The 22,622-nt window shown below is 74.5% G+C and carries 20 protein-coding genes; 8 read left to right on the top strand and 12 right to left on the bottom strand.

The window, feature by feature from the left end; translation table 11 throughout:
- Positions 1-185: 185 nt before the first annotated feature.
- Together SM577_RS19940 and SM577_RS19935 are read left to right on the top strand one after the other, a co-directional pair.
- The gene (locus SM577_RS19940) at positions 186-779 is read left to right on the top strand and encodes a rhodanese-like domain-containing protein (protein WP_302921309.1); all 594 of its coding nucleotides are present in this window, start codon (positions 186-188) and stop codon (positions 777-779) included.
- Complete coding sequence (locus tag SM577_RS19935) at positions 776-1,684, top strand: sulfite exporter TauE/SafE family protein (RefSeq protein WP_474579686.1); 909 nt, start codon at positions 776-778, stop codon at positions 1,682-1,684. Before SM577_RS19940 ends, SM577_RS19935 begins: the two co-directional genes overlap by 4 nt.
- Positions 1,685-1,694: 10 nt before the next feature.
- On the opposite strand, the gene SM577_RS19930 is transcribed toward SM577_RS19935, so the two are convergent.
- Positions 1,695-2,699, bottom strand: a complete 1,005-nt coding sequence (locus SM577_RS19930; RefSeq protein ID WP_474587680.1) for a zinc-binding dehydrogenase — start codon at positions 2,697-2,699, stop codon at positions 1,695-1,697.
- A 147-nt stretch (positions 2,700-2,846) separates the two neighbouring features.
- Between SM577_RS19930 and SM577_RS19925 the strand changes: the two genes are divergently transcribed.
- Positions 2,847-3,566: a polyamine aminopropyltransferase gene (locus SM577_RS19925; protein ID WP_474587679.1), complete on the top strand. Its 720-nt coding sequence runs from the start codon at positions 2,847-2,849 to the stop codon at positions 3,564-3,566.
- A gap of 139 nt (positions 3,567-3,705) precedes the next feature.
- Positions 3,706-4,713, top strand: coding sequence for a hypothetical protein (locus SM577_RS19920; protein ID WP_474587678.1), 1,008 nt, complete (start codon positions 3,706-3,708; stop codon positions 4,711-4,713).
- Positions 4,714-4,778: 65 nt separating this feature from the next.
- Here the strand turns inward: SM577_RS19920 and SM577_RS19915 are convergent, their stop codons facing one another.
- The 7 genes from SM577_RS19915 to SM577_RS19885 form a co-directional block, all read right to left on the bottom strand.
- Positions 4,779-5,138, bottom strand: coding sequence for a hypothetical protein (locus SM577_RS19915; RefSeq protein WP_474587677.1), 360 nt, complete (start codon positions 5,136-5,138; stop codon positions 4,779-4,781).
- A 41-nt stretch (positions 5,139-5,179) separates the two neighbouring features.
- Positions 5,180-7,000 (bottom strand): acyl-CoA dehydrogenase, encoded by a 1,821-nt coding sequence (locus SM577_RS19910; RefSeq protein WP_302921304.1) that lies wholly within the window; start codon positions 6,998-7,000, stop codon positions 5,180-5,182.
- Between the two features lie 182 nt (positions 7,001-7,182).
- A complete protein-coding gene (locus SM577_RS19905; protein WP_302921303.1) occupies positions 7,183-8,340 on the bottom strand; it encodes a hypothetical protein in 1,158 nt (385 codons plus the stop codon).
- Positions 8,337-8,861, bottom strand: a complete 525-nt coding sequence (locus SM577_RS19900; protein ID WP_302921301.1) for a SigE family RNA polymerase sigma factor — start codon at positions 8,859-8,861, stop codon at positions 8,337-8,339. The genes SM577_RS19905 and SM577_RS19900 overlap by 4 nt, the downstream gene beginning before the upstream one ends.
- Positions 8,862-8,936: 75 nt before the next feature.
- Complete coding sequence (locus SM577_RS19895; protein WP_474587676.1) at positions 8,937-10,112, bottom strand: alanine--tRNA ligase-related protein; 1,176 nt, start codon at positions 10,110-10,112, stop codon at positions 8,937-8,939.
- Positions 10,113-10,426: 314 nt separating this feature from the next.
- Complete coding sequence (locus SM577_RS19890; RefSeq protein WP_302921299.1) at positions 10,427-11,593, bottom strand: fatty acid desaturase family protein; 1,167 nt, start codon at positions 11,591-11,593, stop codon at positions 10,427-10,429.
- 13 nt (positions 11,594-11,606) lie between these two features.
- On the bottom strand, positions 11,607-12,695 hold the full coding sequence (locus SM577_RS19885) for a ferredoxin reductase (RefSeq protein ID WP_302921298.1): 1,089 nt from the start codon (positions 12,693-12,695) through the stop codon (positions 11,607-11,609).
- Between the two features lie 85 nt (positions 12,696-12,780).
- Here SM577_RS19885 and SM577_RS19880 point away from each other — a divergent pair, with 85 nt between their 5' ends.
- From SM577_RS19880 to SM577_RS19865, 4 genes are all read left to right on the top strand, one after another.
- A complete protein-coding gene (locus SM577_RS19880; RefSeq protein ID WP_474579692.1) occupies positions 12,781-14,022 on the top strand; it encodes a PucR family transcriptional regulator in 1,242 nt (413 codons plus the stop codon).
- A gap of 183 nt (positions 14,023-14,205) precedes the next feature.
- Positions 14,206-15,831, top strand: coding sequence for a chaperonin GroEL (groL, locus tag SM577_RS19875; protein ID WP_474587675.1), 1,626 nt, complete (start codon positions 14,206-14,208; stop codon positions 15,829-15,831).
- 87 nt (positions 15,832-15,918) lie between these two features.
- Positions 15,919-16,413 (top strand): Hsp20/alpha crystallin family protein, encoded by a 495-nt coding sequence (locus tag SM577_RS19870; protein ID WP_474587674.1) that lies wholly within the window; start codon positions 15,919-15,921, stop codon positions 16,411-16,413.
- A 101-nt stretch (positions 16,414-16,514) separates the two neighbouring features.
- Complete coding sequence (locus tag SM577_RS19865; protein ID WP_302921294.1) at positions 16,515-17,081, top strand: CBS domain-containing protein; 567 nt, start codon at positions 16,515-16,517, stop codon at positions 17,079-17,081.
- 120 nt (positions 17,082-17,201) lie between these two features.
- Here SM577_RS19865 and SM577_RS19860 read toward each other — a convergent pair whose 3' ends face one another.
- The 4 genes from SM577_RS19860 to SM577_RS19845 form a co-directional block, all read right to left on the bottom strand.
- Positions 17,202-18,005, bottom strand: coding sequence for a sugar phosphate isomerase/epimerase family protein (locus SM577_RS19860; RefSeq protein ID WP_474587673.1), 804 nt, complete (start codon positions 18,003-18,005; stop codon positions 17,202-17,204).
- A complete protein-coding gene (locus SM577_RS19855) occupies positions 18,002-19,153 on the bottom strand; it encodes a DUF993 family protein (protein ID WP_474587672.1) in 1,152 nt (383 codons plus the stop codon). Before SM577_RS19855 ends, SM577_RS19860 begins: the two co-directional genes overlap by 4 nt.
- 76 nt (positions 19,154-19,229) lie before the next feature.
- Entirely contained in the window at positions 19,230-20,384 is a 1,155-nt protein-coding gene (locus SM577_RS19850) for a Gfo/Idh/MocA family protein (protein ID WP_302921291.1), read from the bottom strand.
- Between the two features lie 112 nt (positions 20,385-20,496).
- Positions 20,497-22,587 (bottom strand): PQQ-dependent sugar dehydrogenase, encoded by a 2,091-nt coding sequence (locus tag SM577_RS19845; protein ID WP_474579698.1) that lies wholly within the window; start codon positions 22,585-22,587, stop codon positions 20,497-20,499.
- Positions 22,588-22,622 lie beyond the last annotated feature (35 nt).

Genomic DNA, 22,622 nt, shown 5'->3' with positions numbered 1-22,622 from the left:
CCCGGATCGCCCGGCCCGGTCCCGCGCCCGCCGGGCGGGGCCACCCCGGCCGGAGCAGCCCGGCCGGGTGGCCCGCCGCGCCCGCCGGCCCGCGAACACCCGCCCTGCCCACCGACCTTGCCCCGCACCCGCCGACCCTGCCCCGCACCCGCCGACCGGCGGGGGCCGACCCGACCCGAGGAGACATGGACACCTCACCCGCCACCCTGGACGCGGCCACCCTGCGCGAGCTGATCGAGAGCGGCCGCCCGCCCCGGATCCTCGACGTGCGCACCCCGGGCGAGTTCCACACCGCGCACATCCCCGGCGCGTACAACGTGCCGCTGGACCTGCTCCGCGAGCACCGCGCCGAACTGCGCGCCCACCTCGACGACGACGTCGTGCTCATCTGCCGCTCCGGCGCGCGCGCCGCGCGGGCCGGGCAGACGCTGGCCGGGGCGGGCCTGCCCAACCTGCGGGTGCTCGACGGCGGCATGCTCGCCTGGCAGGCCGCCCGGGCGCCGGTCCGGCTGGGCCGGGCGCGCTGGGACCTGGAACGGCAGGTCCGCCTGGTCGCCGGCACGATCGTGCTGGCCAGCATCCTCGCCTCGGTGGTGCTGCCCGGCGCGAAGTGGGTGGCCGCCGCGATCGGCGCCGGGCTCACCAGCGCCGCGGTCACCAACACCTGTGCGATGGGCATGCTGCTGGGCAGGCTGCCGTACAACCGGGGTGCCAGCTGCGACCTCGACACCGTGGTCGGCCAGTTGCGCGACGGCGCGCCCGACGCGGGCCGGTCGTGACCGGCCTGGTCCTCACCGTCGCCGGCGCCGTGCTGATCGGGGTCAGCCTGGGGCTGCTCGGCGGCGGCGGGTCGATCCTCGCCGTACCGCTGCTGGTCTACCTCGCCGACCTGCCGGCCCGGGAGGCGATCGCCACCTCGCTGCTGGTCGTCGGGGTGACCAGCGCGGTGGCCGCCGTGCCGCACGCCCGCGCCGGCCGGATCCGCTGGCGCACCGGGCTGGTCTTCGGCGCCGCCGGCATGGCCGGCGCGTACGCCGGCGGCCGGCTCGCCGCGTTCGTCCCGCCCTGGCTGCTGCTCACCGGGTTCGCGCTGATGATGCTGGGCACCGCCACCGCGATGATCCGCGGCCGGCGGGACGCCGCCGGGGCACCGCCGCCCGGCCAGCTCCCGCTGCCGCGCGTGGTCGCCGACGGCCTGGTGGTCGGCCTGGTCACCGGCCTGGTCGGCGCGGGTGGCGGATTCCTGGTGGTGCCCGCGCTGGTGCTCCTCGGCGGCCTGCCGATGCCGGTCGCGGTGGGCACCTCGCTGGTCGTCATCGCGCTGAAGTCCTTCGCCGGCCTGGCCGGCTACCTGGCCAGCGTCACCGTCGACTGGCGGCTGGCCGCCGTGGTGACCGCGGCGGCGGTCGCCGGCAGCCTCGCCGGTGCCCGGCTCGCCGGACGGCTGCCCGCCGACGTCCTGCGCCGGGCCTTCGGCTGGTTCGTACTCGCGATGGGCGGGTTCGTGCTCGGGCAGCAGCTCCCCGCGCCGGTCCGCGGCGAGCCGCAGCTCTGGGTCGCCCTCGGCGCGGCGGCCCTGCTGGCCGGGTACGCCCGGCTGCTCGTCGCCGAGTGCGGCGGGCGCCGGCGCGGTCCGACCACCGCGCCGGTGTGCCGCGTCCTGCGGGCGCTCGCCGCCCGGTGACCGACGCGGGTCAGGGCCGCAGGATCAGCCGGATCGGGTTGCCCTGCTTGCTCTGCACCCGCCGCACCGCCTGCTCCGCCTCGGCCAGCGGCAGCACGTCGCTGACCGAGGCGGACAGGTCCAGCCGCCGCTGCCGGGCCAGCGACACCAGCTGCACCACGTGTTCGGCCTCCGAGCCGTAGTGCCCGAGCACCGCCTGCCGGAGGTAGTTGAACGAGCTGTCCGACGGGATCGTCACCGGCTGGTTGGCGATCCCGGCCAGCACCAGCCGCCCGCGCCGGCCGAGCACGGTGAGCGCCTGTTCGCGCACCGGGGTGACCCCGGCGAAGTCGAACGCCACGTCCAGCCCCCGACCGTCGGTCAGGCCCAGCACGGTGTCCCGGAAGGCGTTGTCCGCCGGGTCGAGCGCGGCGTCCGCGCCGAGGCCCAGCGCCCGCTCCCGGGCCGCCGCCAGCGGCTCCACCGCGATCACCGGGGCGGCGCCGACCAGCCGCAGCAGTTGCACGGCGTGCGCGCCCAACCCGCCGACGCCCCAGACCGCGACCGCCTCGCCGGGCCGGGTCCGCCCGGTGTCGGTCACCGCCGCCCAGGGCGTGGAGACCGCGTCGGGGATGATGCAGGCCTGCTCGAACGGCAGCTCGTCCGGGATCGGCACCACGGTCTCCTGGCTGGCCACCGCGTACTCGGCCCAGCCGCCGTCGTAGTCCACGCCCCGGGTGAACACGGTGCCGCGCCGGTCCCGCTCCCCCGCCTGGAGCAGCACCCGCTGGCCGGGCTGCCACCCCGCCACGCCGTCGCCGAGCGCGTCGACGACACCGGCCACCTCGTGGCCGAGGGTGACCACGTCGCCGGGCAGGTAGAGCGGGGTGAGCGTGCCGTCGATCAGGTGTACGTCCGACAGGCACACCCCGGCCGCCGCGACCTTGATCCGCAGCTGCCCCGGCGCCGGTTCGGGCACCGGCACCGTCTCCAGGCGCAGCGCCCGCTCCGTCAGGTGCAGCCGTCCGGCCAGCATCTCCGCCACTGTGCGTACTCCCTCGTCCGGGCCCCCCGTCCGGGGCCTCGGCCAGCCCGCATACCCGGCGACGGCGGATCGATGCGTTGCCGCCCGCCCGCGCGCCGGCACCGGCGCCGGGCGCCCGGGCGGGTAGCATCCCGGCCGGTGAGCGCGCGATTCGAGGAACTGGCCTGGCGGGAGACCCCGATCGGCGCCATCAGCCTGCGCCGGCGCCGCGACCCCTTCCTCGACACCGAGGTGTACGAGGTCAAGCTCGACGACGAGTACCTGATGTCCAGCCTCTTCCCGGTCGCGGAGATCGAACTGGCCCGGCTGGGGCTGGCCGCGCTGGCCGGGCCGGCGCTCGACGTGGTCGTCGGCGGCCTCGGCCTCGGCTACACCGCCCGCACCACGCTGGCCGACGACCGGGTCCGCTCGCTGGTCGTGGTGGAGGCGATCGAGGACGTCATCGACTGGCACCGGCGGGAACTGCTGCCCTTCGCGGCCGGCCTGGCCACCGACCCGCGGACCCGGTTCGTGCGGGCGGACTTCTTCGCCGCGGTCGCCGACGGCACCGGCCTCGACCCGGACGCCCCCGGGCGACGGTTCCACGCCGTGCTGCTCGACGTCGACCACTCCCCCCGCCAGGTGCTGCACCCGAGCCACGCCGACTTCTACACCCCCGACGGGCTGCGCCGGCTCGCCGCCTGCCTGCACCCGGACGGGGTGTTCGCGCTCTGGTCGGACGACCCGCCGGACGCCGGCTTCGAGGCGGTCCTCGCCGAGGTGTTCACCGCCGCACGGGCGCACGTGGTGCCGTTCGCCAACCCGCTGACCGGCGGGGAGTCCGCCAACACCGTCTACGTGGCGCACACCCCGGCCTGACCGCCCGCCGGGCGGGTGGGCGACCGAGGTCCACAGCGGACCGGTCGCCGATCCGACAGCGCCGCAACCTTCCCCCGCGACCACGCGTCTTGCGTGTGCCAAGGCCCGGACAGCCGGGCCGTACACGGGGGAGGAACCCATGACCCAGATCGCTCGACGCCGGATCCTGGCCGGGGTCGCGGCCGGCCTGCTGACCGCCGCGCTCGGCGTCGCCAGCACGCCGGGTGCGGCCACCGCGGACCCGGGCCGGAGCATCCGCCTCTGCGCCCTGCGCCCGCTGGCCTACCCGGCGGACTCCTACCGGGCGTCGGCCGACGCCATCGACCCGAGCGGCCGGTACATCGCCGGTTCCGGGCTGCGGACCACCGGTGGCGTCAACCAGCGGCTGCTGCTGGTCTGGGACGGCGGACGGCTGACCACCGTCGAGTCCGCCATCGCCGACACGGTGGTCGACGTCAACTCCAGCGGGGTGGTGGTCGGCAACGGCTGGGAGAACAGCATCGGCCGGCCGTGGCGCTACCAGGCGGGCCGGGTCGAGTTCCTGCCCGTGGTGCCCTCGTACGGCATCTGGGTGACCGGGATCAACGGCGCCGGTGACATCGTCGGGTACGGCACCTCCGCCACGACGAACGAGAGCTTCCCGCTGCTGTGGCCCGCCGCCCGACCGGGCACCGTCGAGGTCCTCGACGCCCCCGCCACCGGGCAGACGGACGGGATCACCGAGGAAGGCACCATCGTCGGCACGGGCGGCTCGTTCACCGAACCCACCGGCTGGGTGCGCACCCCGGACGGCGAGGTCCGGGAGCTGACCGTCCCGGGTGCGCGGTCAGCGCGTGTGCTGGGCGCCGGCGGCCGGTACGCGATCGGCTGGGTCGACCTCGGCGGCCCGAACACCGTCAAGGTGCGCTGGGACCTGACCAGTGGCGCCAGCATCGGCATCGACCCCCGGTTCGAGTGGCTGACCGACGTCAACCGGCACGGCGTGGTGGTCGGTGGGGACCGGATCAGCCGGGGCACCGGCTCGGTGGTCCTGCCGGGCGGCGGCACCGGCGTCGGCATCGGGGCCACCGCGATCTCGGACAACGGCATCGTGGTCGGCTTCCAGAACGGCACCCGGATCAGCCCGGTCCGCTGGACCGGCTGCTGACGCGGCACCCCGCTCGCGGGAGGTGGCCCGCGACCGTCGTCCGGCGGTCGCGGGCCACCGGCGGGTCAGCCGACGGGTGGGCCGATCCGCAGGACGCGCCGGGCCCGCCGCCGGTCCAGCCAGTGCGGCGCCGGCGGGTCGGTGGGCTCGGCCCCGGTGACCAGGTCGAGCAGGATCAGCACCCAGAAGCCGGCGGCGCTGCCGATGTTGCGGGCCCGACCGGGTTCCGGCGCGCCCGGCGGGAGCACCACCTGCGCCCACCGCCAGGCGATCCAGGCCACCTCCGGGTCGGGGTGGGGCTCCCCGCGCCGGCTGAGCCGCCGGACCTCGCGGCGGGTCGCGGCCGGCAGCCGCCACCAGCCTCGCAGCGCCGTCATCCGATCGTCTTCGGCGGGTCGCGCCGCCATCGCCTCACCGGAGTCCATGACCGGCAAGGATAGGTCGCCGCCGCACCCGGCCGGCCGGGTCAGAACCAGTCCTCGCGCATCTCCAGGGTGGTCCGGTCCAGGCTCTCCAGCAGGTCGAACTGCGGGCCGGTACGGGGCAGCTCGTACCGGAAGAAGTACCGGGCGGCCTGCCGCTTGCCGGCGTAGAAGGCCACGTCCTCGGCGGTGTCGGTCGGGCCGGTGGCGGCGTCGACGGCGAGCAGCTGCTCCAGCCACATCCAGGCGATCACCACGTGGCCGACCGCCTCCAGGTAGACGCTGGCGTTGGCCAGCGCCAGCTCCGGATCGCCCCGCTCCCACAGCCGCCGGGTCACCAGGGCGACCCGGTCCAGCGCGGCGCCGAGCCGGGCGGCCAGCTCGGCGGGCTCCCCCTCGGCCTTCCAGGCCCGGGCGACGGTGGCCCGGACGGTGTCGACCAGCAGCGCCAGCCCCGCCCCGTCGCGCATGGTCACCTTGCGACCGAGCAGGTCCAGCGCCTGGATGCCGTGGGTGCCCTCGTGGATCGCGTTGAGCCGGTTGTCCCGCCAGTGCTGCTCGACGTCGTAGTCGCGGGTGTAGCCGTAGCCGCCGTGCACCTGGATGGCCAGGTCGTTGGCGGCCAGGCACCACTGCGACGGCCAGCTCTTGGTGATCGGGGTGAGCACGTCCAGCAGCAGCCGGGCCCGGTCCCGGTCGGCCTCGGCGGGCGCGGTCCGCTGCTCGTCGAGCAGCCGGCCGCAGTAGAGCACCAGCGCGAGCGCGCCCTCCACGTAGCTCTTCTGCGCCAGCAGCATCCGCTTCACGTCGGCGTGGGCGACGATCGGCACCTGCGGCGCGGTCGGGTCCTTGTCGGCCACCGGCCGGCCCTGCGGGCGCTGCCGGGCGTACGCCAGGGACTTCAGGTAGCCGGTGTAGCCGAGCGCCGTGGCGCCGGCGCCCACCCCGATGCGCGCCTCGTTCATCATGTGGAACATCTGCGCCAGCCCCTGGTGCGGCTCGCCGACGAGATAGCCGACCGCCCCGGCGCGCCCGCCCGGGCGGTGCACCCCCTCGCCGAAGTTGAGCAGGGTGTTCGTGGTGCCCCGGTAGCCCATCTTGTGGTTCAGGCCGACCAGCACCACGTCGTTGCGGGCGCCCAGCGCGCCGGCGGCGTCCACCAGCACCTTGGGGACGATGAACAGTGAGATGCCCTTGACCCCCGGCGGGCCGCCGGGGATCCGGGCCAGCACCAGGTGCACGATGTTCTCGGCGAGTTCGTGGTCCCCGCCGGAGATCCACATCTTGGTGCCGTGCAGCCGGTACGTCCCGTCGTCCTGCGGCTCCGCCCGGGTGGTGATGTCCGCCAGCGAGCTGCCGGCCTGCGGCTCGGACAGGCACATGGTGCCGAAGAAGCGGCCCTGCACCATCGGCCGGACCCAGGTGTCGACCTGCTCGGCGCTGCCGTGCGCCAGCAGCAGGTTGGCGTTGCCCAGGGTGAGGAACGGGTACGCCGAGGTGGCCACGTTGGCGGCCTGGAACCAGGCGGAGCAGGCCGCCGAGACGGCGTGCGGCAGTTGCATGCCGCCGACCGAGGAGTCCAGGCTGGCGCCCAGCAGCCCGGTCTCGGCGAACACCTCCAGCGCCGCCTTGACCTGCGGGATCAGCCGCACCCGCTGGCCGTCGAAGGTCGGCTCGGTGAGGTCGGCGGCCCGGTTGTGCGGGGCGAACCGCTCGGTGGCCACCCGCTCGGCGAGGTCCAGCGCCGCGTCGACGGTCTCCCGCGAGTGCTCGGCGTAGCGGGGCCGTTCGGTCAGCCGCACCACGTCCAGCCACTCGTGCAGCAGGAACCTCAGGTCACGGCGGGAGAGCAGGGTGGACGGCACGGGTCTCCTTCCTCGGCGGGCCGCCGGCACCGCGATCCGGTCCGGCCACCCGTCCGCAGCTCATCCTGACCGATCGCGCCGCCCGACGCAGCAACCGCGCGTCCGTGCCGCGCCCGCGCCGGATCCGCTCGGGCCGGCCCGCCCCCGTCCCGCCGGGCCTGCCCGCCCGCCGCCCCCGTCGGCTACACCGGCCGCCAGGACGCCGGGTCGTCCCACCCGTCCACCAGCCGGAGGGACGCGGCCAGCTCGAGCGCGCCGGTCCGGCCGCCCACCGCCGCCTGCCCCGCCACCGTCTCCGGGTTGACCTCGGCGACACAACCGGTGCAGCCACCGGGCAACTCGCCGACCCGGTAGACGCCCGTACCGTTGGAGAACTCGTCGGCCATGGCCCGCCGGCCGGCCACGGTGAGCCCGGCCTTGAATTCGCCGTCCTTGAAGATCCCGTTGCTCACGCCGAGCATGTAGTCGGAGCGGACCTCCGCCGAGCCGACGTTCTCCGGCAGCACGTACCGCAGGCTCGCGTCCAGCCACCCGCCCCGGAACGTCCGTATCTCGGTGCCCTCCAGGACCGCTCCCCCGGGGGCGGCGACCGACGCGAAGGGCACGGTCACCGGCCGCTCCTCCCAGACCAACCCCTCGGCGATCTGGCGGGCGAGTTCCTCCGGGCGGTCGTACTCCCAGACGCTGATCGCGATCCAGCCGTCCGGGGCGTACTGCCAGGAGAGCACGGCAGCGTGCTGGTGGGTGTAGAAGAACGCGGGCTTGCCGTTCACCGGCGCCACGGGCGCGCCGGGCAGCGGAACCTCTGGCGGGGGACCGCCCATCCGCCGGTCCTCGACCCGTTCCCGCTCGTTGAAGAAGACGTCCACCCCCCGGGCACCCATCCGGACGGTCACCGACGCGGAGAACGCCATGATCGGGCCCGCCTCGACCGGTCCGCCCGGGCTGATCGCGTCCGGCACACTCGCGTTGACAGTCACCATCCGGACGTCCGTCTCGTAGGTCTGGTGGCCCACGTTCGGGGGCAGCGAGCCGAGCCGGAACGGCTGGCGGGTCGGGTCGAACCGCTCGGGCGCGACGGTGGGCGGCCCGGCCGTCGGTGACGCGCTGTCGGCCGGCGGGACCGTCCGCGCGGCCCGGGGGCCACCGGCGAGGACGGTCCCGCCGAGCAGCGCGACCACGGTCAGCACGGCGGCCGCCCCGGCGACGGCGAACCGCCGCCGCCGCAGCATCCGCTGGCCGCCGGTGACCAGCTCCTGCGCCGGCACGCCGCCGGGCGGCAGTTCGTCGGCCACCCGGTGCAGCAGGAGGCGGACCGCCCGCTCCTCGTTGTCGTTCACCGCGCCACTCCCTCCGAGTCCGTGTCCACCGGCAGCCAGCGGCGCAGCGCGGCGAGGCCCCGCGCGGTCTGGCTCTTCACGTTGCCCGTCGAGCAGTCGAGCACCGCGGCGGTCTGCTCGACGGAGAGGTCCGCGTAGAACCGCAGCACCAGCACGACCCGCTGCCCCGGCGGCACCGACGCCAGCGCGCGGCGCAGCGTCACCGCGTCCACCACGGCCTCGTCCGCGCCGGGTGGATCACCGCGCGGCACCGGTTCGGGCGTACGGTCCAGCAGCCGCACCCCCCACCAGCGGGACCGCCGCTCCTCCTGGAAGACGCGCACCAGCATCCGGTGCACGTACGCCTCGACGTCGTCGGCGCCCCGCACCCGGGGCCACTTGAGGTAGAGCTTGGTCAGCGTCTGCTGCACCACGTCGTCGGCCCGATGCTGGTCGCCGGTGAGCAGGTAGGCGGTGCGGCGCAGCTTCGGGGTGGTGGCCGTGACGAATTCGACGTACTCGTGCCGTTGTGTCGCCTGCATCCATCACTCCCGTCCGCCGCCGTCACCGTAGGGATGGGCGCGGCCCCCGATCCGGTTGCACGCGCCCGCGACGGGTCAGCCCAGCTGACCGACCAGGTGGTCGACCAGGTCGCGGGGCAGGCCGTGGGTGTCGTGCAGCCAGCGGTAGTCCTCGCCGGTCAGCGGCCCCCGGGAGCGCCGCCGGGTGACCACCGGCCGGCCCCGCCGCAGCAGCTCCCGGAACCGGCGCTCCTCGTCGCCGAACACGTCGCGCACCTCGCCGACCCCGGTACGCTGCCCGAACCCGTCGAGGGTGTGCCGGATCGGCTCGGTCGGCAGGTCGCCGAGGCTGCGGGACGCGTCGTCGCGCCACAGCGTGGTGAGCACCCGGCGGACCAGCCGGCGCAGCACGTATCCCTGGCCGGTGTTCGACGGGCGCACGCCGTCGCCGACGACGACCACGCCGGAGCGGAGGTGGTCGCAGACCTGGCGCAGCGGCACCTCGTCCAGCCGCCACAGGCCGCCGACGCCGCGTACCCACGGTCGCAGGCCGTCGCATTCGAAGACCGACCGGGTGCCGCCCAGCACCATCTCCAGCCGCTCCAGTCCCATCCCGGTGTCCACGTTGGGCTGCCGCAGCGGCTCCAGCCGGCCGTCGTCGTGCCGGTGGTAGCGCATCTGCACGTGGTTCCACACCTCCATCCAGCGCTCGTCGGTGCCGGGCGTGCCGCTGGGCGGGCCGTCCCCGGTCCAGACGAAGATCTCCGAGTCCGGCCCGCAGGGTCCGGTCGGGCCGTTGGACCACCAGTTGTCCTCGCCGCGGGTCAACTCCACCGGTACGCCGAGTTCCGCCCAGGTCTCCAGCGAGACCCGGTCCGGTCCGAGCTGGTCGTCGCCGCCGAACACGGTCGCGTGCAGCCGGTGGGAGTCGACCCCGAAACCCTCGCGCAGCAGCTGGTGGCCCCAGCGCAGGCTCTGCGAGACGTCGTAGTCGCCGAGCGACCACGAGCCGAGCATCTCGAACACGGTCAGGTGGGTGCGGTCGCCGACCTCGTCCAGGTCGGTGGTGCGCAGGCAGCGCTGGACGTTCACCAGCCGGCGGCCCAGCGGGTGCGGGCGGCCCGCCAGGAAGGGCGTCAGCGGGTGCATCCCGGAGGTGGTGAACAGGACCGGGTCACCCGGCGGCGGGATGAGCGAGCTGTCCGGGACCGGCAGGTGTCCGCGCTCGCGGTAGTAGTCGAGGAAGGTGCTGACGATCTGGTCGCGGTTCACGGCGGTGGCCTTTCGGGTCGTGACGACCGGAAAGGGTCCGCTGGCGCGGCAAGGGCTGCCCCGGAGCGCGAAGAAGCCGGCGGACCGTTTCCGGTCGCCGGCGAAGGGGTCGGGAGATCAGGCGGCGGCGACCGACGAGCTGGCAGCTCGTGCGGCCGCGGCGATGCGTCGGCGCCTGGACTCCATGCCCCCGACTGTACGTCGCCCGGGCGCCGCCGCCCACCGGGTTTCCGCCGGCGCCCGCCCCTCCCCGGGTGCCGGCGAGCCGACCGCGGGCCGGGGTCGGCCCGCCGGACGGCACCGCGGGTGCCGGATCAGCCGCCCAGGGACGGCGCGAGGACCCGCGCCGGCCGGTCGTCGGCCGGGCTCGGGTCGGCCGGGCTCGCGGCGGCCGGGGTGCGGTTGGGCAGGGAGAGCCGGAAGACCTTCCTCCAGGCGGAGAAGACCTGCCGGGGCAGCGACCCGGTGGTGTAGCGCAGCCCGTACCGGTCGAAGAGGGCCCGCACCTCGGGGGCGATCTCCTGGTAGCGGTTGCTCGGCAGGTCCGGGAAGAGGTGGTGCTCGATCTGGAAGGACAGGTTCCCGGTCATCAGGTGCAGCAGCCGGCTGCCGCTGATGTTCGCCGACCCGAGCATCTGCCGCAGGTACCACTCGCCGCGGGTCTCCCCCTCGATGGAGCGCTTCTCGAAGGTCTCCACGCCCTCCGGGAAGTGCCCGCACATGATCACCGAGTGGCTCCACAGGTTACGGATCAGGTTCGCGGTGAAGGTGGCGGCCAGGGTGCTGAGGAACGACGGCCCGGACAGCAGCGGGTGCAGCACGTAGTCCTTCAGCACCTGCCGGCGGATCTTGCGCCCGACCGCCTTGGCCCGGGCCCGGAACTGCGGGTCCCGGTGCCGCCCCCGCTGGAGGTTCTTGCCCAGCTCCAGGTCGTACGCGGCGATGCCGTACTCGAAGAAGCACGCGTTGAGGAAGTTCCACAGCGGCTGGCCGAGGTGCATCGGGTGCCACGGCTGGTCCTCGTCGACCCGCATGATGCCGTAGCCGAGGTCGTTGTCCTTGCCGACCACGTTGGTGTACCGGTGGTGCAGTTCGTTGTGCGAGTGCTTCCACTGGTCCGCCGGCGAGACGTGGTCCCACTCCCAGGTGGTCGAGTGGATCTTCGGGTCGCGCATCCAGTCCCACTGGCCGTGCAGGACGTTGTGCCCGATCTCCATGTTCTCCAGGATCTTCGCGACCGCGAGACCGGCGGTGCCGACCACCCAGGCCGGCGGGAAGAGCGAGAACAACAGCACCGCCCGGCTGCCCAGCTCCAGCCGCCGCTGGGTGGTGATGACCCGGCGGATGTACGCGGCGTCCCGCTCGCCCCGGCTGGCCACCACCCGGTCGCGGATCGCGTCCAGTTCCCGGCCGATGGTCTCGATGTCCTCGGCCGTCAGGTGCGCGATCGGGTTGTCGGGCTTCTTCTGCAGCACAGTCATGTCGGGGCTCCGATCAGAGGTCGAGGTCGCAGGGCCCGGCGGCCGCGGACACGCAGGTCTGCACGAGCACGCCGTCGCCGGGCACGGCGGTGGTGAGCTGGCCGTTGCGCAGGTCGCGGACGGCCCCCTGGCGCAGCGGGACGACGCAGCCGAAGCAGATGCCCATCCGGCAGCCCGAGGGCATCAGCACCCCGGCCCGCTCGCCGGCGTCCAGGATCGGGGTGGCGCCGTCGGCCTCGACGGTCACCGCGGCCCGGGCGAAGGTGAGCGTCCCGCCCTCGCCGGGGGTCACCACTGTCGGCCGGAACCGCTCGGTGTGCAGCCGGTCGGCGCACCCCCGCGACGTCCAGTGCTCCTCCAGCGCGTCGAGCAGGCCGACCGGCCCGCAGGCCCAGGTCTCTCGGTCGAGGTGGTCGGGCACCAGGGCGTCGAGGTCGGCGACGCCGAGCAGGCCGTCGGTGTCGGTGTGCCGTTCCACCAACCGGATCACCCCGTCGGCGGCGAGCCGGCGCAGCTCGGCGCCGAAGATCACGTCGGTCGCGGTGGGCGCGGAGTGCACCACGACCACGTCCGCACCGGCGAGCGCACCCGCGCGCAGCATCCCCATCACCGGGGTGATCCCGCTGCCGGCGGTGAGGAAGAGGACCCGCCGCGGGGCCGGTTCCGGGAGCACGAAGTCGCCCTGGGCCTGGTCGAGCTGCACGACCGTCCCGGGTCGCAGCCGGCGGACGAGGTGGTTGCTGACCAGCCCGTCGGGGATCGCCTTGACCGTCACGGTGATCGGGTCGGCGCGCCGGCCGGGCGCCGAGGTGACCGAGTAGGCCCGCCACTGGCGTACGCCGTCGACGTCGACGCCGAGCCGCACGTACTGCCCCGGGGTGTGCCCGCGCCAGCCACGGCCCGGCCGGATGACGAGCGTCGCCGCGTCCGGGGTCTCCGGGCGGACGGCGAGGATCCGGCCGCGCAGGTCCGCCGAGCGCAGCGGCGCGACCAGGTCGAGGTAGTCCTCGGGCAGCAGCGGGGTGGTGACCGCGGCGGCCAGCCGGAGCAGTCCGCCCCGGACGGACCGCTTTGCCCGAGAGGCGGGGACTGTCGTGGTCATACCTCGATGGTCGCGGCGCCCTGGCATAAAATCTTGGCCCAGGCGGGTGAAGCGGTCCCGCATTCTTGTGCGGAGGGAACAACTCGTGACGGAGGGTACCGGGGCGACGCACCGCGCGGCCCGGCTGGAGCTCGACGAGCGGGTGGCCGACGCGCTGCGCGACCGGCTGCCGCTGCTCGCCGAGCGTACGGTCTCCGCGATCACCGCCGAGGTGCCCAGCTACTCCGGCGCCCTCACCGGCCAGATGCGCGCCAAGATCGCCAACGCGGTGCAGATCGCGCTCGGCACCTTCCTCCAGCTGATCGAGCGGCCCCGGACGGCCGATCCGAGCACCCCGCTGGTCCCCGCGCTGGAGGCCGCGTACGCGCTGGGCAGCGGCGAGGCGCGCTCCGGGCGGAGCATGGACGCGCTGCTGGCCGCCTACCGGGTGGGCGCCCGGGTCTCCTGGCGGGAGATGGCCGCCACCACCGTCGAGGGCGGGCTCGCCGCGGCGACCGTCGCCGAGTTCGCCGAGCTGATGTTCGCCTACATCGACGAGCTCTCCGCCGCGAGCGTCGCCGGCCACTCCGACGAGCTGGCCAGCGCCGGGCGGGCCCGGCGGCGCAACCTGGAACGGCTGACCCAGCAGTTGCTCACCGGCGAGCCGGAGGAGGTGCTGCTGCGCAGCGCCGAACGGGCCGACTGGCCGCCGCCGCAGACCCTCACCGTCGTCCTGCTGCCGCGGGCCAACCTGCGCTCGGCGCTGGCGCTGCTCGACGAGCACACCCTGGAGAGCGCGGAGGACCTGCCCACGGCGGAGCCGGACGCGGAGCTCGCCGTGCTGCTCGTCCCGGACGCGCACGGCGACCGGCGGCGCCAGCTCGCCCGGGTGCTGCACGGCCGGCGGGCCGTGCTCGGCCCGGCCCGCCCCTGGACCCGGGCGGCGTACGCCTACCAGCGGGCCGTGCGGGCACACGCGCTCGGCATCGACCACCCGGCGGACGGCGCCGCGCTGGACACCGAGCAGCACCTGGCCGAGCTGCTGCTCGGTACCGACCCGCAGGCGCTGGCCGACCTGCGGGCCCGGGCGCTGGCGCCGCTGGCCGGGCTGCCACCGGCCACCGCCGACCGGCTCGCCGAGACGCTGCGCTCCTGGCTGCTGCACCACGGCCGGCGCGACGACGTGGCGGCCGACCTCTTCGTCCACCCGCAGACCGTCCGCTACCGGATGGGCAAGCTGCGCGAGCTGTACGGCGACCGGCTCACCGACCCGGCCAGCGTCCTCGACCTCACGGTGGCCCTGGCGTTCCGGCAGCCGCCCGGGCCCGACGCGGTGGATCGGGTCTGATCCCCGGATCGGGTTGCCGAGCCGGTGGTGTTGGTGCTATATCCGGGATTAGCAGTCCAACCCTGTGAGTGCTAACGGTACCGGGGACGGGCGGTGGGCCCTGCCGTGCGCGGTGCGCGCCGGCCGGGGTTGCCGTCGCGGGCGCCGCCTGACCGCCGGACCGGTGTGTGCGGAGGGCAAGTAATGGCAGCAAAGATGATCGCGTTCGACGAAGAGGCGCGCCGCGGCCTCGAGCGGGGCATGAACCAGCTCGCCGACGCCGTGAAGGTGACCCTCGGCCCCAAGGGCCGCAACGTCGTGCTCGAGAAGAAGTGGGGTGCCCCCACCATCACCAACGATGGGGTGAGCATCGCCAAGGAGATCGAGCTCGAGGACCCGTACGAGAAGATCGGCGCCGAGCTGGTCAAGGAGGTCGCGAAGAAGACCGACGACGTGGCCGGTGACGGCACGACGACGGCGACCGTCCTGGCCCAGGCCCTGGTTCGTGAGGGCCTGCGCAACGTGGCCGCCGGCGCCAACCCGATGGCCCTGAAGCGGGGCATCGAGGCCGCCGTGGCGCAGGTGACGGAGAACCTGTTGCAGCAGGCGAAGGAGGTGGAGACCCGCGACCAGATCGCCTCGACGGCGACGATCTCCGCCGGCGGCGACGCGGCGGTGGGCCGGGTGATCGCCGAGGCGATGGACAAGGTCGGCAAGGAAGGCGTCATCACCGTCGAGGAGAGCAACACCTTCGGCCTGGAGCTGGAGCTCACCGAGGGCATGCGCTTCGACAAGGGCTACATCTCGCCGTACTTCATGACCGACCCGGAGCGGATGGAGGCGGTGCTGGACGACCCGTACGTCCTCATCGCCGACTCGAAGATCTCGGCGGTGAAGGACCTGCTCCCCCTGCTGGAGAAGGTCATGCAGGCGGGCAAGCCGCTGCTGGTGATCGCCGAGGACGTCGAGGGCGAAGCGCTGGCCACGCTGGTGGTCAACCGGGTGCGGGGCACCTTCTCGTCGGTGGCGGTGAAGGCGCCGGGCTTCGGTGACCGCCGCAAGGCCATGCTCGCCGACATGGCGGTGCTCACCGGCGGCCAGGTGGTCAGCGAGACCATCGGGGTGAAGCTGGAGAACGTCACCCTGGACATGCTGGGCCGGGCCCGCAAGGTCGTGGTGACCAAGGACGAGACCACGATCGTCGACGGTGCCGGTGACGCCGAGCAGATCCAGGGCCGGGTGAACCAGATCCGGGCCGAGATCGACAAGAGCGACTCCGACTACGACCGGGAGAAGCTGCAGGAGCGGCTGGCCAAGCTGGCCGGTGGCGTCGCGGTGATCAAGGTCGGCGCGGCCACCGAGGTCGAGCTGAAGGAGCGCAAGCACCGCATCGAGGACGCCGTGCGCAACGCGAAGGCCGCCGTCGAGGAGGGCATCGTCCCGGGTGGTGGTGTCGCGCTGGTGCAGGCCGGCAAGACCGCCTTCGACAAGCTGGACCTGACCGGCGACGAGGCGACCGGGGCGCAGATCGTGCGGTCGGCGCTGGAGGCGCCGCTGCGGCAGATCGCCCGCAACGCCGGCCTGGAGGGCGGCGTCGTCGCGGAGAAGGTCAAGACGCTGCCGGACGGGCACGGCCTGGACGCCGCGACCGGCGAGTACGTCGACCTGCTGGCCGCGGGCATCATCGACCCGGCCAAGGTGACCCGCTCGGCGCTGCAGAACGCGTCGTCGATCGCGGCGCTGTTCCTCACCACCGAGGCGGTCGTGGCGGAGCGGCCGCAGCAGGAGAAGAAGACGCCGGCCGCCGGCGCGGGCGACCTCGACATGTGAGGCCGCGGCCGGAGGCCGGGTGATGGGTCGGATGTCCCGCCGACCGGCGGGACGAGTCACATCGGAGGTGATGTTCACATGGCACTGATGAGCTGGGATCCGTTCACGGCGCTGGCCCGGCTGGACAGCACGTTCGATGAGCTGATCCGGCAGAGCTTCGGCACCCGGACGCAGCACTACGTGCCGGGCGTCGACATGGCCACCGACGGTTCGGACGTGGTCATCAGCATGGAGCTGCCGGGGGTGCACCCGGACGACGTCGACATCGAGGTCGTCCCGGGCCGGCTGACGGTCTCGGGTGAGCGCCGGGACACCCTGGACCAGCAACGTGGCCGGCTCCTGGTTCGGGAGCTGCGCTACGGCACCTTCCGGCGCAGCTTCCAGCTGCCCGACGGGGTCGACGCCGACCGGGTCGAGGCGCAGTACGACAACGGGGTGCTGGCCATCCGGGTCAGGGACGTGACCCGGCCGATGGAGCAGCCCCGGAAGATCGCCGTCCGGTCGGCGGCGCCGGTCCGGCAGATCGAGGGCGCCGACGCCGCGGCCGACCACAGCCGTCAGGCGGAGACGTCCACCGCCTGACGCGCCCGCCGGTGCGGATCGGCGACCCATCGCAGCAGCGCCCGGGGTGGTGGCCGGCGGTCACCACCCCGGGCCGGCCGGACCGGAAGGAGTTGCTCGCCATGCGTTCACGGTCACCTCTCGGCGCCGTCGCCGGCCTGCGCGGCGCCCGGTCGCGCCGGGCCGACCCCGACCAGTTCGGCGGTCTGCGCGTCGACGACGTCATGACCCCCGATCCGGTCACCGCCGTACCGTCGGCGTGGCTCGCCGCGTTCGTGGAGCACACCGTGCTGTGCCGGCCCTTCTCCACCTATCCCCTGGTCGACCTGGACGGGCGCTTCACCGGCCTGGTCACCCTCAACGACATCCGCGCCGTCCCGGCCGACCGGCGCTGGTGGACCCGGCTCGGCGACATCGCCACGCCCGCCGACGAGGCGGTCACCGCCGCCCCCGGTGAGCCGCTGTCCGCGCTGGCGGCCCGGATCGACGCCCGGGACCCGGCGTGCCGCGGGCGGGTGGTGGTGCTCGACGACCACCGCCGGGTGGTGGGCGTGATCACTCCGAGCGATCTGGCCCGCGCCACCCTCCGTGCCGAACTCGGCACCGCCCCGGGCACGCCCCGGCGTCGTCCGCCTGCCCGGACGAGCGAACCGCCGGCCGCCGCCGGCGACCGCCTCCTGCCGGCCTGACGCATCGGGTACGCCACGTCGCCCGGTGACCGGCCCGCCGCGGCGCGAGGTCGACGTGGGACGGTCCGGGATCCCCCGGCAGCGACACCACGGGCGGGCCGGACGGCCCGCCCGCCCCGCTCAGGCGACGTGCTCCCGGTACCGGGCGATCGCCTCGTCCAGCACCGCCCGGCCGGGCCGGGACCAGACCTCCTCGGCGAAGACCTCCACCTCGATCGGGCCGGTGTAGCCGGCGGCGTCCACCGCCTCGCGGAAGCGCCGCAGCTCGACGCAGCCCGCCCCGGGCAGGCCCCGGCCGAGCAGCACGCCGGCCGGCAGCGGCGTGACCCAGTCGGCGACCTGGAAGCAGGCGATCCGCTCCGCCCGCCCGGCCCGGGCGATCTGCGCCCACACCTGGTCGTCCCACCACAGGTGGTACGTGTCCACCACCACGCCCACCGCCTCCGGCGGGTACGGCTCGGCCAGGTCCAGCGCCTGGCCGAGGCTGGCGACCACGCACCGGTCGGAGCAGAACATCGGGTGCAGCGGCTCGACCGCGAGCCGTACGCCCGCGGCCAGCGCGTGCGGCACCAGCGCGCCGACCGCCTCGCCGACGTGCGCCCGGGCGGCGTCGAGGTCCCGGCTGCCGGCCGGCAGCCCGCCGGAGACCAGCACCAGCACCGGCGCGCCGACGCCGGCCGCCTCGTCGATCGCCCGCCGGTTCTCGTCGAACCAGCCCGGCGCGTCGAAGAAGCCACCGCGGCACAGCGAGGTGACGGTGAGGCCGGCGTCCCGGACCAGGGCGGCGGCCGCCTCGACCCCGTACGCGGACAGGTCCTCGCGCCACAGCCCGACGTTGCCCACGCCGGCGTCCACGCAGCCGGCGACCAGGTCCGGCAGCGGCCACCGGCGGGTGGTGGCCGAGTTCAGCGCGAACCGCTTCACTGCGCCACCCCCGCCGTGGTCAGGAACGCCCGCGCGCGGTGGGCGGCCAGGTCGGCGTCGGGCAGCAGGCCGGCGGCGTCGGCGAGCCGCAGCAGCCGGCCCAGGTGCGCCGGCGACCGGCCCGACTGGAGGCCGCCGACCATGGTGAAGTGGTCCTGGTGGCCGGCCAGCCAGGCCAGGAACACGATGCCGGTCTTGTAGTAGAAGGTCGGTGCGCCGAACAGGTGCCGCGCCAGCGGCAGCGTCGGCGCCAGCAGCCGGTCGTACCCGGCCAGGTCACCGTTGTCGAGGGCGCGCAGCGCGGCGGCCGCCGGCGGGGCGATGGCCGCCAGCACGCCGAGCAGCGCGTCGGAGTGGCCCCGCGCGTCGCCCCGGATCAGCGCCGGGTAGTTGAAGTCGTCGCCGGTGTAGAGCCGCACCCCGGCCGGCAGGCGCCGGCGCAGCGCCACCTCGAACGCCTCGTCGAGCAGCGACAGCTTGATCCCGTCGACCTTGCCGGGGTGGCCGGCGACCAGCGCCAGCACGGTCTCCGCGGCCCGCGCCGGGTCGGCGTCACCCCAGTAGCCGGCCAGCGCCGGGTCGAACGCCGGCCCCAGCCAGTGCAGCACGACGGGCCCGTCCGCGTCGTCGATCAGCCGGCCGTAGACGTCGAGGTACTCCTCCGCGGAGCGGGCCGCGGCGGCCAGGTGCCGGCTGCACATCAGCACCGGCCGGGCGCCGGCCTCCTGCACGTCGGCGAGCTGTTCGGCGTACGCCTCGCGGATCTCGTCCAGAGTGGCCGGGCCGGCCGGCAGCTGGTCGGTGGCGACACCGGCGCAGATCGCGCCGCCCTCGGCCCGGGCCGCCGCCGCCGAGCGCCGCACCAGCTCCCGCGCGGTCGGGTAGTCCAGCCCCATCCCCCGCTGGGCGGTGTCCATCGCCTCGGCCACCCCGAACCCGTACGACCACAGGTGCCGGCGGAACGCCAGCGTCGCGTCCCAGTCGACGGCCGCCGGCGCGCCCGGCACGTTCTCGGCCCGCGGGTCGGCGACCACGTGCGCGGCCGCGTACGCCACCCGGCTGGTGAACGGCGCGCCCGGGGTGGCGTGCTCGCCGCCCGCCCCGGAGAGCGTGTACGCCCCGTCGGGCAGCCGAACCGTGTTGCTCATGCCGGCACTCCGCTTCGCTCCGTGCCGCCATGAGGCACCACCGCACCGAGCCCGATGATCCGCTCGCTCCGCTCGCTCATGCCGCCAGCTCCGGGATCTCCACGCGCCGGCCCTCCCGCGCGGACAGCAGGCCCAGCTCGGCCAGTTGCACGCCGCGCGCGCCGGACCACAGGTCCCAGCTGTACGGGGCGTCCTCGGCGACGTGCCGCAGGAACATCTCCCACTGCGTCTTGAACCCGTTGTCGTACACCTCGTTGTCCGGCACCTCCTGCCACTGCGACCGGAAGTCGTCGGTGGACGGCAGGTCGGGGTTCCACACCGGCTTCGGGGTGCTGGCCCGGTGCTGCACCCGGCAGCGGCGCAGCCCGGCCACGGCGCTGCCCTCCGTGCCGTCGACCTGGAACTCGACCAGCTCGTCCCGGTTGACCCGGACCGCCCAGGACGAGTTGATCTGCGCGACGATGCCGCCGTCGAGTTCGAAGATGGCGTACGCGGCGTCGTCGGCGGTGGCGTCGTAGGGCTCGCCGTCCTCGTCCCAGCGGCGCGGGATGTGCGTGGTGACGTGCGCGGTGACCGCCCGCACCGGCCCGAAGACCTGCTCCAGCACGTAGTGCCAGTGCGGGAACATGTCGACCACGATGCCGCCGCCGTCGGCGGCCCGGTAGTTCCAGCTCGGGCGCTGCGCGGCCTGCCAGTCGCCCTCGAAGACCCAGTAACCGAACTCGCCGCGCACCGACAGGATCCGGCCGAAGAACCCGCCGCGCACCAGCCGGTCGAGCTTGCGCAGGCCGGGCAGGAAGAGCTTGTCCTGCACCACGCCGTGCCGCACCCCGGCCGCGTCGGCGGCCCGGGCCAGCTCGACGGCGCCGTGCAGGGTGGTGGCCAGCGGCTTCTCGGTGTAGATGTGCTTGCCGGCCTCGATGGCCAGGCCGATGGCCTTCTCCCGCTCGCTGGTCACCTGGGCGTCGAAGTAGATCGCGGTGTCCGGGCGGGCCAGCGCCGCGGCGAGGTCGGTGGTCCAGTCGGTCAGCCCGTGCCGGTCCGCGACGTCCCGCAGCTTGGCCTCGTTGCGGCCGACCAGCACGAGTTCCGGCCACAGCCGCCCGCCGCCGCGCAGCGGGACGCCGCCCTGCTCGCGGATCGCCAGCAGGGACCGGACCAGGTGCTGCCGGTAGCCCATCCGCCCGGTCACGCCGTTCATGACGATCCCTATCGGGATACGTGCCGTCATCGCCTCGCCCTCCAGGTAAGCGGGGTTCTCGCGCACCCGACCGGGTGCCGCGTCTCGGGGTGCCCCGGCGGGGTACGGCGGCCACGTCGCCGCCGCACCCCACCGGCGCGGGTCAGGCCGGCGTGCCGGTCACCGTGAGGTGACGCAGCCGGCCGACGTTGTCGAAGGAGCCGAAGCCGACCCGGCCGGAGCCGAAGGTGGTGTCCTTCGCGGTCATCAGCGGGTCCTTGCGCCCGTCGACGTAGACGGCGATCTCCCCGGTGGCCGGCAGGTGCTTCACCCGCACCTTGTGCCAGTCGGCATCGGTAATCGCCGGGTTGGCGCCGCGGGACCGGCCGTTCCACTGGTGGTCGATGCGTTCCCGGTCGGCGTTGTTGACCTTGAAGATGCCGTTGTGCGGGTAGATCGTGTGGTCGGTGGAGAGGTGGGCGTAGTAGAACTCGGTGTCCGACCGCCAGCCGAAGACGATGATGACGTCCCGGTTGGTGACCTCCACCGGCGTGTCCAGCCGTACCCGCGCCTCGACCTCGACCGACGACCAGGCCGGCCCGGCGGTCAGCACCGCGTACTCGAAGGGCCGGCGCGGGCCGGGCCGGCTCACCCCGGCCTCGGCGAGGATCACCTCGTCCCTGGTGAACCGCCACTTGGCCGGGGTGACCGGCGCCCAGTTGGGCGCGCCGGCGGTCCTGCGCAGCCGGGTGTCGCCGACGTCGCCGGCGGCGAAGACCCGGGTGCCGGTGACCTTCCAGACCTTGCCGTTGGCCTTGGCCAGGATGTAGAGCTCGCCCGCGGCGTCGGTGCCGAAGCGCAGGTCGACCCGGTTGGGGTCACCCGGCGCGCCGGGGCCGGAGAGGTCCTGCATGCGCACCGGGTTGCCGGCGGCGTCGAAGAGCGCGAGCCGGTGGATCGGGGCGAGGCCCGCACCCCGGCGCATCCGGTTCGCCTCGGTGTAGAGCACCCGGCCGTCGACCAGGTCGCCGAAGACGTACTTGCCGCGCAGCGCGGGCAGCTCCTTACCCCGGTAGACGAAGCCGCCGGCCACCGCGACCCCGACGTCGGAGGTGCAGTTCCAGCCCGGCGCCGGGTCGTGGTCGTACGCGGCGACCGGGTAGGTGTAGCCGTAGCTGGCGTCGTCGGCGGGCAGCGGCAGCAGCTTGTCGCAGGGGTTGCTGGCCGTCTTGTCGAAGACGTACGCGCCCTCCCGCTCGCTCCAGCCGAAGTTGTCGCCGGCACGCACCTCGTAGATCGCCTCGACGGCGTGCTCGCCGATGTGCCCCAGGTACATCCGGCCGGTGGCCCGGTCCCAGCTGAACCGGTGCGGGTCGCGGAAGCCGACCGCGTAGATCTCGCCGAGCGCGCCGGCCCGGCCGACGAACGGGTTGGTGGCCGGGATGCCGTACTGCCCGTTGGCGGAGTTGGTGCCGCGCGGGTCGATGCGCAGCAGCTTGCCGTGCGGCATGGAAAGGTTCTGCGGGTCGCTGTTGCGCACCCCGAGGCCACCGTCGCCGACGGCCAGGTACAGCAGCCCGTAGTCGCTGTCGTGGCGCTTCGCCGTCGGGTTGAAGTTGATCTCCTGGACGCCGTGGATCTGGCCGCCGAACCCGATCCGCAGGATCTCCCGCCGGCTGCCGGCGAAGGTGTCGGCGGCCGGGTCGCTCGCCGTCCACTCGGTGATCACCCCGTGGAACAGTGTGCTGGACTGCACGTAGTCGGGGACCTCGGTGGTGGCCGACGCCTGTTCGGTGTGGATGGTGTAGAACCGGCCGTTGCTGCCGAACTCGGGGTGGAAGGCCACGTAGCCGAAGCCCTGGCCGAGCCCGCGGCCGGAGAAGAACCGCGGGGCGAAGGTCGCCGCGACGTCCAGGTAGACGTGCGGCACGCCGTCCTCGACCAGGTAGAGCTTGCCGTTGAGGTCGGGCACCGCCCGGCGGCCGGAGCCGTCGGGCAGCTCCATGATGGTGTTGATCCGGGCGGTGCGCATGAGCCGCTGGTCGGTCGGCGCGGGGGTGGGGACGGACTGCGGGAAGCTGGCGTACTCGGTGAGCACCAGGCCGAGCCGGGACTGGGTGGGCATCTCGATGACCGGATCGTCGATCGGGTCGGCGGCCCGGGCGGGCGCGGCGACCAGGGTGGACAGGACCAGGGCGGCGGCCGTGAGCCCGGCCGCCAGCGCGGATCTGCGGATGCTGCCGATACTGTGCACGCGGGTCTCCTTCTCGGTGGGGTCGTGCCGAGGGT

Source organism: Micromonospora desertarenae (assembly GCF_056150265.1).
This window is presented reverse-complemented; position numbering and strand designations above follow the sequence as displayed.

Bases quoted from the DNA above. Each gene is read 5' to 3' on its own strand.
- SM577_RS19940 (WP_302921309.1), top strand. From the start codon at position 186: ATGGACACCTCACCCGCCACCCTGGACGCGGCCACCCTGCGCGAGCTG.
- SM577_RS19930 (WP_474587680.1), bottom strand. From the start codon at position 2,699: ATGCTGGCCGGACGGCTGCACCTGACGGAGCGGGCGCTGCGCCTGGAG.
- SM577_RS19920 (WP_474587678.1), top strand. From the start codon at position 3,706: ATGACCCAGATCGCTCGACGCCGGATCCTGGCCGGGGTCGCGGCCGGC.
- SM577_RS19915 (WP_474587677.1), bottom strand. From the start codon at position 5,138: ATGGACTCCGGTGAGGCGATGGCGGCGCGACCCGCCGAAGACGATCGG.
- SM577_RS19900 (WP_302921301.1), bottom strand. From the start codon at position 8,861: ATGCAGGCGACACAACGGCACGAGTACGTCGAATTCGTCACGGCCACC.
- SM577_RS19890 (WP_302921299.1), bottom strand. From the start codon at position 11,593: ATGACTGTGCTGCAGAAGAAGCCCGACAACCCGATCGCGCACCTGACG.
- SM577_RS19885 (WP_302921298.1), bottom strand. From the start codon at position 12,695: ATGACCACGACAGTCCCCGCCTCTCGGGCAAAGCGGTCCGTCCGGGGC.
- groL (WP_474587675.1), top strand. From the start codon at position 14,206: ATGGCAGCAAAGATGATCGCGTTCGACGAAGAGGCGCGCCGCGGCCTC.
- SM577_RS19870 (WP_474587674.1), top strand. From the start codon at position 15,919: ATGAGCTGGGATCCGTTCACGGCGCTGGCCCGGCTGGACAGCACGTTC.
- SM577_RS19865 (WP_302921294.1), top strand. From the start codon at position 16,515: ATGCGTTCACGGTCACCTCTCGGCGCCGTCGCCGGCCTGCGCGGCGCC.
- SM577_RS19855 (WP_474587672.1), bottom strand. From the start codon at position 19,153: ATGAGCAACACGGTTCGGCTGCCCGACGGGGCGTACACGCTCTCCGGG.
- SM577_RS19850 (WP_302921291.1), bottom strand. From the start codon at position 20,384: ATGACGGCACGTATCCCGATAGGGATCGTCATGAACGGCGTGACCGGG.